Annotated in this window: 11 protein-coding genes; 9 read left to right on the top strand and 2 right to left on the bottom strand. The window is 66.9% G+C overall.

All coding sequences use genetic code 11. The features are described from left to right. Positions 1-845 precede the first annotated feature (845 nt). The 9 genes from ACIOGZ_RS16715 (at position 846) to ACIOGZ_RS16675 (ending at position 13,751) form a co-directional block, all read left to right on the top strand. The gene (locus ACIOGZ_RS16715) at positions 846-1,832 is read left to right on the top strand and encodes an HNH endonuclease (RefSeq protein WP_400986281.1); all 987 of its coding nucleotides are present in this window, start codon (positions 846-848) and stop codon (positions 1,830-1,832) included. Positions 1,833-3,480: 1,648 nt separating this feature from the next. Next, a complete protein-coding gene (locus tag ACIOGZ_RS16710) occupies positions 3,481-3,912 on the top strand; it encodes a hypothetical protein (RefSeq protein WP_400986279.1) in 432 nt (143 codons plus the stop codon). Further along, positions 3,909-6,065: a hypothetical protein gene (locus ACIOGZ_RS16705; protein WP_400986277.1), complete on the top strand. Its 2,157-nt coding sequence runs from the start codon at positions 3,909-3,911 to the stop codon at positions 6,063-6,065. Before ACIOGZ_RS16710 ends, ACIOGZ_RS16705 begins: the two co-directional genes overlap by 4 nt. A gap of 59 nt (positions 6,066-6,124) precedes the next feature. Beyond that, positions 6,125-6,862, top strand: coding sequence for a hypothetical protein (locus ACIOGZ_RS16700; protein ID WP_400986275.1), 738 nt, complete (start codon positions 6,125-6,127; stop codon positions 6,860-6,862). Between the two features lie 220 nt (positions 6,863-7,082). Beyond that, entirely contained in the window at positions 7,083-7,532 is a 450-nt protein-coding gene (locus ACIOGZ_RS16695; protein ID WP_400986273.1) for a hypothetical protein, read from the top strand. Positions 7,533-7,666: 134 nt separating this feature from the next. After that, positions 7,667-11,011, top strand: a complete 3,345-nt coding sequence (locus ACIOGZ_RS16690; RefSeq protein WP_400986271.1) for a hypothetical protein — start codon at positions 7,667-7,669, stop codon at positions 11,009-11,011. Between the two features lie 129 nt (positions 11,012-11,140). After that, on the top strand, positions 11,141-11,716 hold the full coding sequence (locus ACIOGZ_RS16685; protein ID WP_400986285.1) for an NUDIX domain-containing protein: 576 nt from the start codon (positions 11,141-11,143) through the stop codon (positions 11,714-11,716). 233 nt (positions 11,717-11,949) lie between these two features. Further along, positions 11,950-12,330: a hypothetical protein gene (locus ACIOGZ_RS16680; protein WP_400986269.1), complete on the top strand. Its 381-nt coding sequence runs from the start codon at positions 11,950-11,952 to the stop codon at positions 12,328-12,330. Next, on the top strand, positions 12,327-13,751 hold the full coding sequence (locus ACIOGZ_RS16675) for a hypothetical protein (protein WP_400986267.1): 1,425 nt from the start codon (positions 12,327-12,329) through the stop codon (positions 13,749-13,751). The genes ACIOGZ_RS16680 and ACIOGZ_RS16675 overlap by 4 nt, the downstream gene beginning before the upstream one ends. 530 nt (positions 13,752-14,281) lie before the next feature. Here ACIOGZ_RS16675 and ACIOGZ_RS16670 read toward each other — a convergent pair. Both ACIOGZ_RS16670 and ACIOGZ_RS16665 read right to left on the bottom strand, forming a co-directional pair. Then, positions 14,282-14,773, bottom strand: coding sequence for a MarR family winged helix-turn-helix transcriptional regulator (locus tag ACIOGZ_RS16670; protein WP_063348868.1), 492 nt, complete (start codon positions 14,771-14,773; stop codon positions 14,282-14,284). 63 nt (positions 14,774-14,836) lie between these two features. Beyond that, positions 14,837-16,129, bottom strand: a complete 1,293-nt coding sequence (locus ACIOGZ_RS16665) for a glycosyltransferase family 39 protein (RefSeq protein ID WP_363579937.1) — start codon at positions 16,127-16,129, stop codon at positions 14,837-14,839. Positions 16,130-16,365 lie beyond the last annotated feature (236 nt).

Below are 16,365 nucleotides of genomic sequence, written 5' to 3'. Positions count from 1 at the left end.
CTCCCGCGCGGCCCTCTCCGCGTCGGTCAAACCGCCACCCTGTGCATACCTCACAGCACACGACTACCGGGACCAACCCTCCAACGGCAGGCGAACGCTACTGCTTCACCCATCCGAGCGACATCACGAATTCAACTTCAGTAGTCGTCGTGCGCAGGGACACGGCCACCAGCGGCGACCGGCACCTGGCACAACTCTTCACACACCGTGCGCTCGCGGTCGTACATCCATCCACGCGGGACGCGCGGCAGCATCGGGACAGCGGCAATCCGGAAGACCTCGCTCGGATGACGACTAGTCACTCATAATGGCGACGACCGTCTCCGATACCGCCCGCTCTGGAGGCCAACTTGGCAATGTCGGCTGATGAACGGGCACGGCTCGGCATTCTCCAGGCCATCCACCCGGACCTGGCTTTCAAGCGTGGATCCGCCACGGTTGTCGTCGCCTCCGAGCGTCTGGTTCTCCTGGCTCTAGCCTTCAGGCAGACTGCCCCTGTTCTGACTCTGACCATGGACAACCGACTCTCAGAAGGTCGGAGGTTCTACGAGCTCCTACACCGTGACCGTCGCCAACTGGGGCGCCTTCAGGGGACGCTCGTCTGGGATGACAAGACCACCAGCGTCACCCTTGCCTGTCCTGGCACTCACAGGAGCCGAAGGGCCCGTAGGAGGTGGGTCGTCAATGCCGTCAGCACGATACGCGTCAACGCTCACGCAAAGGGACGGCCGCTAATTCTGCCTCCCAGGATCACCACGTTCCAGCCTCCCAAACCACATACTCATATTCAGCCCGCCTCTCGGAGCAAACCAGCGGCCAAGGCCACTGTCACCCCACACAAGGCCTTGCTGGAGGCCATCCGACAGCAAATACCCGGCGCGTCGATGAGCTCCGGGCACATCATCGTTGACCGTTGTACGGACGGTTCCCTGCGGCTATCCTACGATCGAGATCGCCTAGTCCTGGAGTGCTTCCTTCGCAGCACCACCCCGACCGCCGTTGCCTTGTATGAAAAAATGGCCGCCGACACCGACGCGCTGACTGAACTGATCGAAGCTAACGTGAACACGGGTTCCTCCGGGCGGTTCTTCCGCATCGAAGACCCGGAGCCGTTCGACCTCCCCGGTACGGACAACTTCGAGGAGTGCGCGCAGTGGATGGTTCAGACCGCGCAGGCCGTGCGCCAACACATTTACCGGCCTCTGATGGCCAGCGCTCAGGCAAAGAAGCAGGCCCTCGGCTCCCCCCGACGGGACCCGGCAACCCGACAAGAACGTACCGCCTATGTCACCCCGATCATTCCGAGGTATCGCGAGGCCACGGGGCCAGCCCAGGCCGTTCAGGTCAACTCCTCCATCATCGACCAGCGCGAGTACCGCTTGGATCCGGATCCGGCATCGGAGAAGATCAGCCAGGGGGCCCTCGATTCGCGAGTAGCGCCGGGCCGCAGCACATACCGGACCAAGGTCGAGGCTCTTGAGCAGCTCTTGACTGCCGCAGAAAGCAGTAAGGCCCGAGAGGTGACACATACAGAACCGATGCGACGCAGGAATGTCCGAGACATGGTGATCGATCGAGCGGGCCAGCGATGCGAGAGCCCTGAATGTGGAAACCCTGACTTCTATGCAGAGCGGCGCAAGGGTGGCCCAGTGCTGGAGGTGGATCACGTCCAGGACTTTAGATTCAATGGCCCCGACCACCCAGCGAACATGATCGCCCTATGCCCGAACTGCCATGCAGTGAAGACACACGGTGTGGACGGCGAGAGGCTTCGCGAATTGTTCGTGGCCGCGGTGCGCGAGAGACACGAGAGGGCAATGTTGGGCGGGTGACCCGTCAGCACCTGCAAGCCCTTCATTGCAAGTGGCGAGGGGATTTCTAGCATATTCACCCTCTGTGGCGAGCTGGCTTCGAAAAGTGGTCGAAGCATCTCCGCAGTCCCACCCACCTACTCACCGCACACGGCTCCGTATCGCCACACACCCGCCTCGAGCCCGACGGACGCGAGATCGGGAGGGGAAATGGCGGGGAACACCGCCCGTCAGGTCGAACTGTTGCGCGCAGAGGTCAGTGCAGCCCGCTGGCTGACCTGGAAGCAATCCGCAACAACACCGATAGCCTGCGGACCGAGCTCAGTGCAACGCCGGCAGCTGGCCTGACTGACGCCGCAGCGAGTTCTTCGAGGCGATCGCTCGGTAGCAGCAGGAAGCCAGCCGCGCGCACCAAGACCGCAGCAGCAGCGGCTCGCCCGCCGCCGGCCGACCTGCCGATCAGCAGGCCCGGCCTCCCCGAAAGGCGCTGAAAACCGGTGCGAAACGAGGGCGCATCCAGGGCACATGGGGCTGAAAAAGCCGCTGACCAGCGTCAACTACTGAAGGTAGTTTTCGCTGGTCAGCGGCGCTTTGGCGACAAAACCCCAGGTCGCGGGCTTGCGGGGGCCAATAGCAGCGCAAGATGCCGCCCGTTCAGGCCCCGCAGCAGCCCTCCGAGCCCCGGTACGCCGAGTGCGCCAAGTACCACGATCCCGTGCTCCAGCTGGGTATCTGCCGCCCCTGTGCGGGTCTCGGCAGGTGTCTGGCCTCGGTCAGGGTGGTGCCGCAGTTGCCGCCAGCGGTGCTGCCCGGGTGCGGGCGGTAATGCGCGCGCGGAAGGAGTCGGACGACCTCGGACGACTTGCGACGGTTTCGTAGCAATGCTGGCTCGCAGGGATGGCTGTCCGAAAGTCGTTCGAGCTTACGCGGAGCGCTTCGAGTGGAAGCGACCTCGACTATTTCGGGGGCGGGCCCGTCTCGACTGACTGAGGGGAGACGTTCATCCGCGCCCGCTCGGTAGCCATTTGTACGTAGGGCAGTTCATCGATGTGGTACCGCAGTCGCACCATCTGCCATGCGGCTTCGTACGGGAGATCGGCTCCGAACGTGACCATGAGTCGGTAGGTCCGCCAGCTGCTGATCGGGGCAAGTATCCAGCGAACAGTAGTCACCTTCACGTAAATCAGTTTGACGACTGGTTCACGTGCGGTCGGCGCTTTACGGACAATCATCTCTGCCCATGCCAATGGCGCGGGCCCGTCATGAGCCCGGGCAATATCCCTGGTCGGAGAGGGTTCAGCGAGTCGTGCTTGACGTATGAACCTGCCGAGTCTGCTGTGGCTCAAGATGATCCGGGCGTCACTTGTTAAGCGAAATAATCGAACGGATATCCCATTCCTCGAACGTCTGGATCGACCCCAGCAGATATTGCGAGGTCAGCAGTGCTGGCTCGATGCTCCCTCGGGCGGAGCATGCCGCTCCGGTCACTGTTTTGGGAGATGGCTTGATCGTACGAACCTGACCCCCTGCCGAAGCGTGGACTTCTGGACACCTCCGGCCCGGGTGATCGACTCTTCGATGTCGGAACAGGAGCAGGGGTGGCACTGTCTTCGATGTGGGTGTCGTGTGACACGCCGAAAGATCGCGATCCAAGTTCATGGGGGGATTTGTGACAACACCAGCAGAGATCGTCACGGCAGCGGCCGGTGCCTTCGTCGGCGCCATGAGCACGGACGTGTGGCAACTTGCCAAGGACCGGATCTCCCAGTTCGTGAGCCGGCACGGGACGCCGGACGATCACGCGGTGCTGGCTCGCTTGGACGGAATCCACCAGGATCTGCTCGAGACACCTGACGCCGAGCGCGAGAGTGCTGCTCGAGCCTTCACGAGGAGTGTGGCCCGCGACCTGCAGCCGTTGGTCTTCCGGAGCGCTGAGGCCGAGAGCGATCTGCGCAGGTTGGTTGAGGCGTTGGGCAGTGATCCGCGGTTCTCGGCATCCGGGGTAGTGATCAACAGCGGGCTCAAGTTCTCGGGTATCAAGACCGGCGGTGGCGATTTCAACTTCACCGGCCGCGACAGGATCACCGGAGGGCAGGCGTGAACGCTGACGACTCCTACGGGCCCGAACATGAACTGCTTTCCGGTCCATCCGTAGCGCCCGAAGCACACCCGCACAGTGTGGCACCGCGCCCGGAGGACGTCACGGAGTCTCGGGAGGATGAGGAACCGGAGACTCCCGCCATCACTATGTCGGACAACGAGATCGGCGGCGACGCCAACGTCGCCGGCCGCGATCTGTATGTCACCAAGTACATGCAGGGTCTCGCATACCTTCAGCCGCGCCCGATCTCCCGCACGGACCTTCTCCTGGCGGAGCTCTTCGAAGCGCCCGGTGGCTATGCAGATACCGTGCTACAACTCCGAGCCGATGTCGCATCGGGCGAGAGGGCCCGTAGCGTCCTGGCATTGGTGACAGAGCCAGGCGTAGGCGCCCGGACCACCGCGATGCGGCTGTTGGACGACTGCCTGCCCCAGCAGGCCCGGCTGTTCGAGCTCTTGGCCGACTGGGAGAAGCCGGACACCGCACTGATCCCGAGGGAGCGCCACACAGGCTACCTGCTCAACCTTGCGGGGGAGAGTGAGCTGCTGTCCGACCAGTTCCGCGAGCAGCTGGCCGAGTACGCACGGCAAGCATCTCGTACCAGTACAGTCCTGGTCGTCCTCGTGAGCCGGCAGGCTTGGGGACCGGTGGCTGAGGGAGACGACCGTGGGCCCGTCCTCGTGCGCGAGGCCAAGCAGCCGAGTGCCGCAGGTGTGGTGGAACGAAGGCTGTCGGCTGACCCGCAGACGGCCGAGCGCGCCAAGTGGCTCCATGTCGAAGAGAGTGTGTTCCACAACCTGCTCACGCCCGACACCTCACCGAGTGAGGGGGAGCGCCTGGCCGGAATCATGGCCAGGGCTACTGGTCATGACGATGCGAATGCTCGGGGTGAGTACGAGAACTGGGAAGAAGTCATCCACCGGTGGTTCGGTGGCGAACAGGAAGAAGCGCCTCGACCACGGGCCTTGCGCATCGCCGCCTCGTTCCTAGACGAGTGCCCCGCCCGGGTGATCCTGGATGCTTCCGACAGTCTGCTCGGCCAACCGGAGATCGGTTGGCCAGCTCCTCTGGGTGGTCCTCTGGCCGGGCCCGACGCCGAGCAACGATGCAAGGCTGCCGACATCGCGTTCCGGGAAGACGGGACAGCCTCCATCAGCCAGGACCGGCCGGGAATCGATCGTGCCCTGCTTCGCCACGTGTGGCACACGCGGCCTCAGCTCGTGCCGGTGTTGACCAAGTGGCTGGAGCAGATCAGCGCGGCAGGGGCGATTGCCGAGCCCTACCGGGAGCGCTTGGCCGCCTCGTTGACGGCCCTCGCGGAGTCCGAAGGGCCGAAGACGATCCTGGAACTCCTCGACAAGTGGATCGCGCAGGATAGCCGAAAGAGCCTGGCGCTCGATGTGCTCGACGATCTCGCGGTACATCCGCTCGTCGGAGCCGCTGTTCGGCAACGGCTCCGTGGCTGGGCCGAGGGGAAGCGGCGGGTCGACCGGCAACTGGCCGTCGCCGGGATCTGCAGCCGTCGCCTTGGCCGAGACTTTCCACATATCGCACTTACCCGGCTACGGTACGTTCTGGACAAGCCAGGTGACGAATCGGCAACGCAGGCCGCACTCGACGCGCTGGTGGACCTTCTCCACGACACAGGGCTCGCCGCGCAGGTCCTGAAGTCCCTTGTGGATTGGATCCCGTTCCCCGGCCATGGTGCTGCCCCTGGTGTTGGCAGTGCCTCGGCGTTCATCGACGTCCTGGCTGTGGGGCAACCTGGTGCCGGCCACGCGCCTGGAGCAGTTGGCGCTGGTGCCCCTCTCGTCCTGGGCCTTCTGCAGTTGGACGGTCCGGAAGGTGGAGCGGTACGGGTGCTTCTCAAGGATGGTGTGCGGGCAGCATGGCGGCACCCTGGCATCCGGGCTAAGGCCGCCGTAGCAGTGGACAGTTGGTGCCGCGCAGCCGAAGCGGAGGAGCTCCCGACCAGTGCCGTCCGTGATCTCATCTCAGTCGTCTTTGAGGAGGAGGTCGGCTGCCTCGGAAGCGATCTGAACCGTATCCTCGGTGGAAACAGCGAACTGCGGAACGAGCTTCGTTTCGAGTACGCACAGGCCATCCTCAGCGCCAAGTCCACGCAAGCCAGCACCGCTGGCATCGAAACGTGAGGTGGCGGCGGCGACCGGGACGATCACTGGCGGTTGAGAAGGCCGAGCAGTCAGACACGATGGGTGAGTTCCCTTACCGGTTTGACGCCCGTTTGGAGAGTTCGCGTCGGGCTCTGTGGTTCGCGGCGACGGTGGACTACTCGTTCACCGTCGTTGCGAACCTCGTGATGCCTCCGCTGCACCCGCACGCCGTGGCACGTTCACTTCTGCGTCGCCAGGCACAACGTGTGAGCCGAGAATTCCTGCCGGGGGACGTCGAAGCTGCACAGGACGCAATCAACACCGCCCTGTCCGACAAGCTCGAAGCCGACCCGCGGATCGCAGTGACGGCCTGGGCCCGACTGTCGCTGGAGCCGGACATCGCAGAGGAGGTCGAGCGCCAGAAGCTCGCCGAAAGGCAACGATCTACGGAGGAACACCTGGAATCCGTCAGGCTCAACATCCTGCGCGAGCGCCTGGTCGACGAGTCCCTCGGTCTGCCATGGTGGATCGACAGGTACGCGGACGTCATGTTCATGGCTGGCGACCCCAAGGTGAAGGCCGAAGCAGTGATCACGGCGTTCAGGAGCGTGCAGGCCGCCCTGCGCCACGAGCAGAGAGAGCTCATCACAGACGAGAAGGATGTCGTCTTGGCCCGGGTGGACGAGCTTCTGCGCGTCTTGGAGGACCCCACAACCGCTGTTCGCGCCGCAGGCGTACTTGAACAACTCGTCCACGCCATCCACGGCAACACGCGCCCCGCTGGTAGTTCCACTCAAGCACGCGAGGCCGACAACCGGCCACCGCACGCCGATTGATCACCGCTGTCCCGTACTGAACCCGGCTGGTCTCCCCGGCCATCGCGGGGGCACGTCTGGGGCACATGGAGGTCAAAAGTGACACTGACCAGTGCTAACTACTGCTGGCACCTCGGAGCTCACTACCGACCTGCTAGGTGGTGTTGAACAGGCCGACGATTGTACCCCAGCATGCATCAACAGTCTTATAGAAAAGAGTAACTGAGGTGACGCCAGTATCATGGTGCTCGTCGAAGGCCGAGGTGGCTCCCTCAACGATCGGCGGCGCGTTCTCTTCCGGGGCACTCGCGGGGGCAGACGGAACGAGGGGCGAGCCGTGGAGCGCAATCGGCGGGCAATCATCGTGGCGACTTGCCTGGCGGTCGCGGTACTCGCGGGTGCCCTGTCGTTCCTGAGCTGGGACAGCGCGAACCAGGCCGCCGGCGTGGTCTCCGCCGTGGTCGGGGTGGCGGCTCTCGGCGTCAGCGTGTACGCGGTCCTGCCCTCATCCCGGGGTGTCGCCGTCCAGGTGTCGGAGACGGGGAAGGCAATGGTCAGGGGGAGCGGGGACGCCAACACCGGCTTCGTCGCCCCTGCAGCGGGAGGCCTACCCGGATCGGTGACCGTCCGAAACACCGGTGACGCCGAAGCGGACAGCGGCAGTGCGAACACCGGATTCCGGCAGGCATAGCCAGCACGCCCGAGCCGTCCGGTTCCGGACGGCGGCCCGGAACCGGAGGAACGTCATGAGGGGGTGCCGTGCGCCGGCCCGATCACGGCAGGACCGCGGTTAGGGATTCCGGGGACGCGTCCGCCCGAGGAGGCGTGGCCCTGGCCAACAGCGGGGTCATCAACGGTGGTGTGAGCCTGTCCGCCCACCGCGCCCCCGAGTCGGGCTACCTGTTCCAGGTCGAGGCGATCTCCGCCGCCGAGTTCCGGGGACGCGAGCGGGAACTCGCCGAGGTGGCCGCCTTCTGCACCGGTGATTCGGCCGCGTGCGCACCGGAGCTTTCCTACTGGCGCTGGCTGGCTCCCGCCTGGTCGGGGAAGTCGGCACTGTTGGCCGCATTCGTGCTGGAGCCGCCAGCCGGGGTGGACATCGTCTCGTTCTTCATCACATCCCGCCTGGCCCGGCAGAACGACGCGGCGGCGTTCTGCGAGGTCGTCCAGCGGCAGCTGTACTCCTTGCTGAACGAGGAGGAGCCGCTGAGCACGCCCCACACACGTGACGAACAGCTGCTGCTCGCGCTGAACCGGGCGGCTCAGCAGTGCGCCTCCCGGGGACGGCGGCTCGTCCTGGTGGTGGACGGGCTGGACGAGGACCGAGGCGTGACCTCGGGGCCCGACTGCCACAGCATCGCCGCGCTGTTGCCGCGTGTCCCCCCGCACGGCATGCGGATCGTGGTGGCCGGCCGGCCACACCCTCCCGTGCCGGGTGACGTCCCGGCAGATCATCCGCTCAGGAACACAGGCATCGATCACCGGCTCGAAGAGTCGCCGCATGCCCGCGCCGCGAGGTGGCTCGCCGAACAGGACCTGACGCGACTGCTGAACGGTGGAGGGCTGGGCCGCGACCTGGTCGCGCTGACGTTGGCGGCCGGTGGCGGCCTGAGTGCTCACGACCTGGCCGAACTGGCTGGCAGCCGGCCCCGTTTGGTGGAGCGCGAGCTGTCGGCGGTGGGCGGACGAAGCTTCGGGCAGAGGTCCGCGAACTGGGCGGCCGCCACCGGGCCCGAGGTCTACCTGTTCGCGCACGAGGAGATCCGACAGAGCGCCGCCGACCTCGTCACCGGCCCCGAACTGACCGGGTGCCGAGCGCGTCTTCACCAGTGGGCGCAGCGGTACCGAGACGAAGGCTGGCCCTCGACGACGCCCGAGTACCTCCTGCGTGGTTACACCCAGCTCCTCCAGGAGCTGGGTGACAGCCGCAGGCTGGTGGAGCTGGTCGGCGACCGCGCACGACACGAGCGGCTCTGGCGCGCCACCGGGTCGGATCTGAACGGGCTGAGCGAACTCGCCTCAGCTATAGAGCAGTTGCTGGCGGACAGCCGCCGGGACGGAGGCCAGGACATGGCCTCCGTCCTGCGGCTCGCGGTCGCCCGCGATCAGCTGCACAGTCGGACGGCCAACCTCCCTTCTGGCCTCATCTCCCTGTGGGCTCGGCTTGGGAACACCGATCGGGCGGTCAACCTGGCCAGGTCGCGGCCGATGTCGTACGACAGGGTGGCGGCCCTGGCAGCCGTGGCCCAGGTCCTCGCCTGCGCCGGTCGCGCGACGGAGGCGTTTGAGCTGGTCGACGGTCTCGACTCCTCCGACCGGCCACGAGTGCTCCAGGCGATCGCCGGGGGCCTGGCGGAGACCGGACGGTATTCCGAGGCGTGGCAGGTCGCGCTGAGCATCGCGAGTGAGGAGGCGAGAGCCGGAGCCTTCGTGGCTGTCATCAAGGCGTTGGCCTCTGCGGGAGGCGGGAACGGGGCGGCCGGGGCAGCAGAAGCGGTTTCCTGGGCTGCCGAAGCCGTCACCGCGGTGGAGACCGTGGATAACACCGTCACCCGGACCAAACTCTGCTCCGCCCTGGCGGCCTCGTTCTCCCGGCTCGGCGACGTTCGGCAGGCGGTGGACCTGGTCGACCGGACGGTCTCCGCCGCGGGCCTGGCGGATGAGGTGTTCCGGCGGGCACAGCTCCTGGCCCATCTCGCCCGTGAGATTTCCTCGGAACCACGCTTGGTGTCGACTGCCCGCGAGATCGCGCTGGCATCCGCGACACTGGTGGAAGCGATCGACGATCCGGAAGACGTGGATTGGATCTTTCCTCAGATCGCGGCGGCTCTCGCGGCGACCGGCCGGCCGGATGCAGCGATGTCCCTGGTTGACCACTTCCTCACGGACGAATCCGACTGGGACGCGGGAGTGGCGAGCATCGGCCAGGCAACGGCTGAGGCCGGCGATCCCGACTTGGCCCTCCGGTTCGTGGACCGAATCACCGATGCCGCCACCCGGACAAAGGTGCTCAACGCGGTCGGGGAGGCACTGGGACGGTCCGGCGACACGGATCGATGCGTCCAAGTGGCGGATCAGGTCCTCGATCTGCTCGGCCAGATCTCCGACCCGTGGTGGCACGTATCCGCGCTGGTTGGGACGGCGGGGTTCCTACTCGGGGCCGGCCTCGTGGAGCGGGCTCGGGACACCGTGGCCACCGCCACCACCATCGCTCGAGACGGACTCATGCCCCGCGGGGAGGTGAGCACCCTGATCGCGCTGGCCCGGGCACTTCAAGCGGCGGGACACGAGGAGCACGCGTACCGGGCTGTCCGCCGGGCCGAAGTGCTTACCCAGGAGGCCGACGGCTTTGAACGCGTGCAGAACCTCACCAGGGTGGTCACGGGTCTGTACAGCACGGGCCGCCACCGGGAAGCAGACGACGCGTGCTCCCTCCTGCTGGAGGAGATCCGGCGGGACATCCACCGTTCGGATCGAGCGGAGGCCATGCAGCGTGTCGCCGAGGCGCTCGGCGGCGCCGGCCGGCTCCAGGAGGCCGGCGAACTGGCGGTGGAGATCCTGGCCCTGGCGAGCACGTCCGACAGCCGCTACCGCCAGGGCCGGGACAAGCTGTGCGCCGCCGAGGCCTTCCTCGCCGCATTGGAACCCGACCGGGCGCTAGGCCTCCTGGGAGCTCTACCGGCGGACGGCACTTCCGACTTCCTGGCCGCTGTCGTGGGACAGCTGGTGGACGTCGGTGATCTGGACCGGGCCTTGGACCTGGCCGAGACGATCGATGAGGCGGCGAGCTACGACGGGAGCCTCGGGTCCATCGCGGCAGGGAAGGCAGCGGCTGGTGAGTTCACGGAGGCCCTGGCCTTGCTCGAATGGATCTCGTTCGAAAGCCAGCGCGAGAGGGCCCTGCCTGCGGTCATCCGAGAAATGGCCATGGCGGGAGCCCGGGAGGAGGCGCGCGACCTGACCGACACCATCTCCGGCGCCGAGCACTGGTGCAAGGCCCTGGCTGGCATCGCCGAGTCGTTCGGCAACGACGCCCGTGGTCGCGTCCTGCTCATCGAGGCGCTGTCACGCGGACCGTGGAACCGGGTGGTTCCAGAGACCGCTCGGGTCGCGCACGAGTGCCTGCCCATGCTGGCCGAACTCGTCATCGGGGCGGACCGAGCGTTCTGATTCGGCGGGGCTGTGCTTCACTTCACGCCTGCTGGTCTCGGGGCCCACTGGTCGGTCTCGTTGTTGGCCTCGGCGATAGACTTCAGCAGCGCGCAGACGGCTTGCCGGTCCTGAGCCGGCTTGACGGCGGTGCCGAACGAAGGGCCTTCAACAGCTGGTCAAGGCGGCGCCCACTTTCCCGAGGGCGGCAGCGTCAACGACTTCCCCAGAGGCAAGGCCCAACCCGGCGAACCCCTCGACGAAGCCGCCGCCCACGAGCTCGAGAAGGAGACACACCTGCTCGTTGACCCGGACGACTTTGAACTCGTCCCCGTCATCCACGTCGAACTAGGCTGGGACCAGACCGGCCAGTTCGTCCTCTTCGTCTTCGCGACCGACAAGTGGACCGGCGAACTCACCAACACAGAGCCCAACAAGCGCCTCACCGCCCGCTGGGTTCTCTCCGACCACTTTCCCGAGCCGGCGTTTCACCCACGGCCGCACAGGCGCTCGCCAGCTACCACGATGTGGTCCCGCCTTCTCTCACTACGGCTGGGAGTCGGCTGCGGCATTACAAGACAGGGGTCTGTCGAGGACTTCTCGACGGGCCGACCCAGCCCTACATGCGCGCGGGCAACAGCACCGACTCCTGCCAATCGGACCTTGAGACCGACCGTTCGAGTGCTCCCTGCCCGTGGTAGAAGCCGCTGGAGTCCTCTACGCTGATCAACGTGGCAGTGGGGGAAGACGCCCACCTCAAAGGATTCTCAGGCGCCCGCCGGGCAAAGATGTGGCTTGAGGGCACGATGAGAATATCGGGCGCGTATGCGAACACCGACTCGCCGTCGTGCGCCCGACGGCTGACTCTGGCATGGCCTCATGGTGGGCAGACGTTCTCCTTCGACCTGGGAGGCGCCATGCGGGGCGCCCCTTACCACGGAGACATGTTCTGTGCTGAGGTGAAGAACTACCAGCAGCCCAGTGACCAGGGAACTCAGTTCGACGAGTTCGTAGCGAAGTGTTACGTCGCGTGCCAGAACGGCCATCTTCTGAGTGATCACCTCATGTGGATCACATGGGCTCCCTTCCGCGCCAACGCCTGGTCGCAGTTGGACTCGCCGAAGCATGTCGAGACGGCGGTTCTGCTCCATCACGAACGCGTGTTCGGAACAGCTGACCGAGCTTCCGCTGAGTCGGCGATCGACCCCGAGATCGTTGCGATGGTCGCGTCGCGGCTGTGGCTGATCGTGCTGTCAGAGAAGCAGGAGACGCTGGTCCCCCTCAAGGACTGGGAAGCCATCGTGGCTGCCGAACTGATCCGTAAGGGAGAGCAGTGGTGAATCAGGCATCGCAGGCGATCATGGCCGCGCTCGACGACACGGATCCAAGGCAGCCCTTCGGCCGGGTCAAAGAGATCATCGGGCACCAACTGCGCCGGATGGACCCCCGAGCCGAGGTCATCGCGACAGGCTTCTTCAACCACACCTTTGCCCCGGACATGGTGATCCGCTGGCCTCAGGCGACCCGCACCCCCGACCGGCACGTCTATCTCCGTACAACGGCCAACCCGGCGGAGCTCCAGGACGACATCGCCCGGCTGCAGACCAAGGACCGACCGATGATCGTGTCCCTGGGGCAACTCGAAGCATCCCGTGCGGCGGCAGACCTCCAACCGTCAGCCACCGAACACCAAACCCTGCTCCTCGACACTCCGGCCTTCGGCGAGTTGGTTCCCACCCAGGACACCCCCAGCGTCCCTCGACTCATCTCCAGCTCGGTGATCGAAGGCGGGCATGGCGCCCTGGACGGCCCCGCGATCACCCGGTTCAGGAGCGCTGTCGTCACCGGCGTGGAAGCTGCCCGTGAAGGAGATGTCGCACCGACGCGCGTGGCAGTGGAAGCGGTATCCGCCCGGATGGTGCCCCTGGTCGCAGACCGGATGACGGCCTTCATGGCGGCTCTCTGGCAGGGCGGAGGCTCCACCCTGGCCAGCTTCCCAGGCACGCTGCGACGCTCCGGCCGCCTGGACGAATCCACCCTCGCCTACCTTCTCAGTGCTGAGGAGATTCCTGACAGCGGCTTCTGGGGTCGCCTGCTTCCCTTGATCAGCCTGCCGCTCCTGCTTCGCACACCGGTCCGCGACCCGGAGAACCTTCAGCACCTCATGCGGCCGGCGGCTCAGCAGTGGCAGAGTCACGTTTGCGCGCTTACTCCGGGGACCACGTCCAACGCGCCGATCGGCCCTTGGCGCTGGGCAGTGGATCAAGGCAACCTCGTTCTGCAGATGTCGCGCTTTCGGGCGTACGTCGCCCAGACGCAGAAGGATCTCGACACGACCGAAAGGTATGACGAGCCCACTCTGGACGAAGTACGCGCTCGGGCCGACCGGTTCTCCATCCCACTTACGTCGATCCGAATGCTCGTCACCGATCGACGTATCGGCTACGACAGCCCCGGAGACAACGTCGTCCACGACTCCCAGCTCGCCGGCATCAGCGAGGCGCTGGGCCAGGCTGAGGCGGTCATCGAGGCGGATGCGCCAACACCCTCCGGTGCGGTCCTGCACTGCAGCTTCACCTACCGCTTGGCCAGTGCACGAGGTGCCCGCAGCCACGTTCCCCTCGATGAGCTCATCAGCACAACGGCGCGTCTCCTCTCCGACCTCACCGAACACGAAGCTGACCAGCTGGCACGCCTGCTCGGCTCTCCAGGGCAACCCATAGCCTCGCCCTGGAATCAGCCGCCCCTGTTCGAGTCGTGATGGCGAGTCGTACACGCGCTCCGGGAGACTGTGTGCAGCAGCCTCGGCAAGGACACCGGCGTCGAGACGTGAACCCTCGCCCCGCGAGCGCATCGCCGCCGTCATCAAGCGCCCGACCCGCCGACGACGGGGTCGACAGGCCACTGCTGCAGCAGCCCTACGTCGTCCTCGACGACCGCAGCGGTGGCCTACCCTCCGCTGGCTGACCTACCGATCACCAGTCCTGGCCTCCCCTCAAGACGCTGAACAACGGTGCGAAACGAGGGCACATCCAGGGCACATGAGGGTGAAAAGCGCCGCTGACCAGCGTCAACCACTGAAGGTAGTTTTCGCTGGTCAGCGGCGCTTTGACGACAAACCCGCAGGTCACAGGCTCGCGGGGGCCAATAGCTGCACGAGTGGCAGGACTTCGCCAACCGCCTGCACGAGGCCGGGCACCAGCTGTACTGCCTGGTCTGGCCGTAGGACTTCCCGGAATCCTTCGCCCCGCCCGTCGAACGGCGGCCGGGACGAAGGGATGTGACCTCGCGTCAGTTCGTCCGGGCGCGGCGCGCCCGCCGTACCGCCCGTTCGCTCTCCACCGGCTCCGCCAGCGGCCCGTCCACCAGGCGCGTCAGCGCCGACACGAACACGTCCCGCTCCGGGCCGGGCAGCGACTCCAGCACCTCCCGGTGCACCCGGTCGGCGATCGCGGTGCCCCGCTCGACGGCGCGCTCGCCCGCCTCGGTGACGGAGATGATCCTGGCCCGGCGGTCGGTCGCGGACGGGCGGCGCTCGGCCAGGCCCGCCTTCTCCAGCTCGTCCACGGTGACCACCATGGTGGTCTTGTCCAGGTCCGACAGCTCGGCCAGCTGGATCTGGGTGCGCTCGGTCTCCTGCGCGTGGAACAGCACGGAGTACGCGCGGGGGGTGATCCCGAGCTCGGTGAAGGCGGCCGCCATCCGGGTCGCCAGCACGTGGCTCGCGTGGTCCAGCAGGCCGGAGATGTCACGGATCTGGCGCACGGGCGGGGTCGTCGTCATACGTCCGAGATTAGCAACGGCCCGTCCGCTGCCGGATGATCCCGTTGGCAACCAACCCCGGGTCTACGGGATGCCCAACTCGAACAGCGCATACCCCGCGTACCAGCCCGCCGCCACCACCGGCATCGCGAGCAGGCCGACCAGCGAGGACGTCCGCACCCGGCGCAGTGCCACCGCCAGGCCGATGAACAGCGGGAAGGCCGGCAGCAGGTAGCGCGAGATGTTGCCGAAGATCTGGTTGCTGCTCAGCGCGGTGGCGATGGTGAGCACCGTGTAGACCACCAGCACCAGCGGCGGCCGGGTGCGCCACAGCAGCACCAGCAGTCCGGGCAGGGCGATCAGCAGGGCGATCGCGATCAGGTCCGGGATGGGGTTGGACTGCCAGAAGTTCCAGTGCCCGGTGATCACGTCCATGACGGTGCGGACCGTGGAGGCGCCGCCGTCGAAGTAACGGTTCCAGGCGCCCCGCTGGAGCTTGAAGTAGCCGCCCCAGTCGCCCATCCGGTAGCCGACCCAGACGACGTACCCGATCAGGCCCCACGGGGTGATCAGCATCGCGGTCAGCGGCCGGGCCACCCCGTCGGTGCGCCGGATTAGCGCCACCAGCGCGGCGATCGACACCGCGGCGATCAGCGCGGCGGCGGTCGGCCGGTTGAGGCCCGCCACCAGCGCCAGCACGCCGGCCGTCAGCCAGTGGCGGGTCATCACGCAGTAGCAGGCCCAGGCGGACAGCGCGACGAACAGCGAGTCCGAGTAGACCGCCCACTCCACCCCCGAACCCGGGAACAGGCCCCAGATCACCGCGGCGATCACGCCCGCCCGAAAACCGCCGAGCCGCTCCGCGATCGCGAAGATCCCCGCCGCCGCGACGAGCGAGGCGATCACCGAGACGGCGATCCCGGAGCCGTACGGGCCGAGCCCGGTGACCGCGCCGACCAGCCGCATCAGCCACGGGTAGAGCGGGAAGAAGGCGGCCGAGTTCTCGTAGTAGGAGGCCAGCGGCCAGCCGTGCATCGGGAGCAGCTGCGGGTCGTAGCCGTTCTCGGCGATCCGCTGGTACCAGACGCCGTCCCAGGTGCCCAGCACGTCCCACGGCTGGGCGCCGCCGCCGCGGCCCGGGTTCTTCTTGAGGTAGTCCCCGGTGTGCGACAGCAGCAGCATGAAGACCGTGAGGCCGATGGCCTTGACCACCGCGTACGCCCCGAGCGCGGGCGCGAAGCGCTCCACCAGGGCGCCGAACCGCCCGGGCCGCCGGCCCGCCCGCTCCTCGGAGCGCTCCGCGGGCCGCTCCGCCTCCGGCGCCGCGGGCGCGCCGGGCTCGGTGCTGGACGACTCGGTGCTCGATGCCGTGCTCATCTGCTCTGGGTACTCCCCGCCACGCTGGTGGTCCGCGCGGCTACGGCGCAGCGATTTCAGGTGAGCCTACGGCACGTCCCCACCTGCCCCGCGAACGCCCGCCCACCCCGAAAACCCCGTGGCGTCGCCCCCACCGGCCGGTGGGGGGGGCCGCAGGCGGGGGGGCGGTCGGGGGGCGGTGGGGAGGGGCGGTGGCGGAGGTGGTGGTGTCGCTCAGTGGGGGCGGGGCACGGGTG

Source organism: Kitasatospora sp. NPDC088160, from assembly GCF_044741445.1.
Taxonomy (GTDB): Bacteria; Actinomycetota; Actinomycetes; order Streptomycetales; family Streptomycetaceae; genus Kitasatospora.
This window is presented reverse-complemented; position numbering and strand designations above follow the sequence as displayed.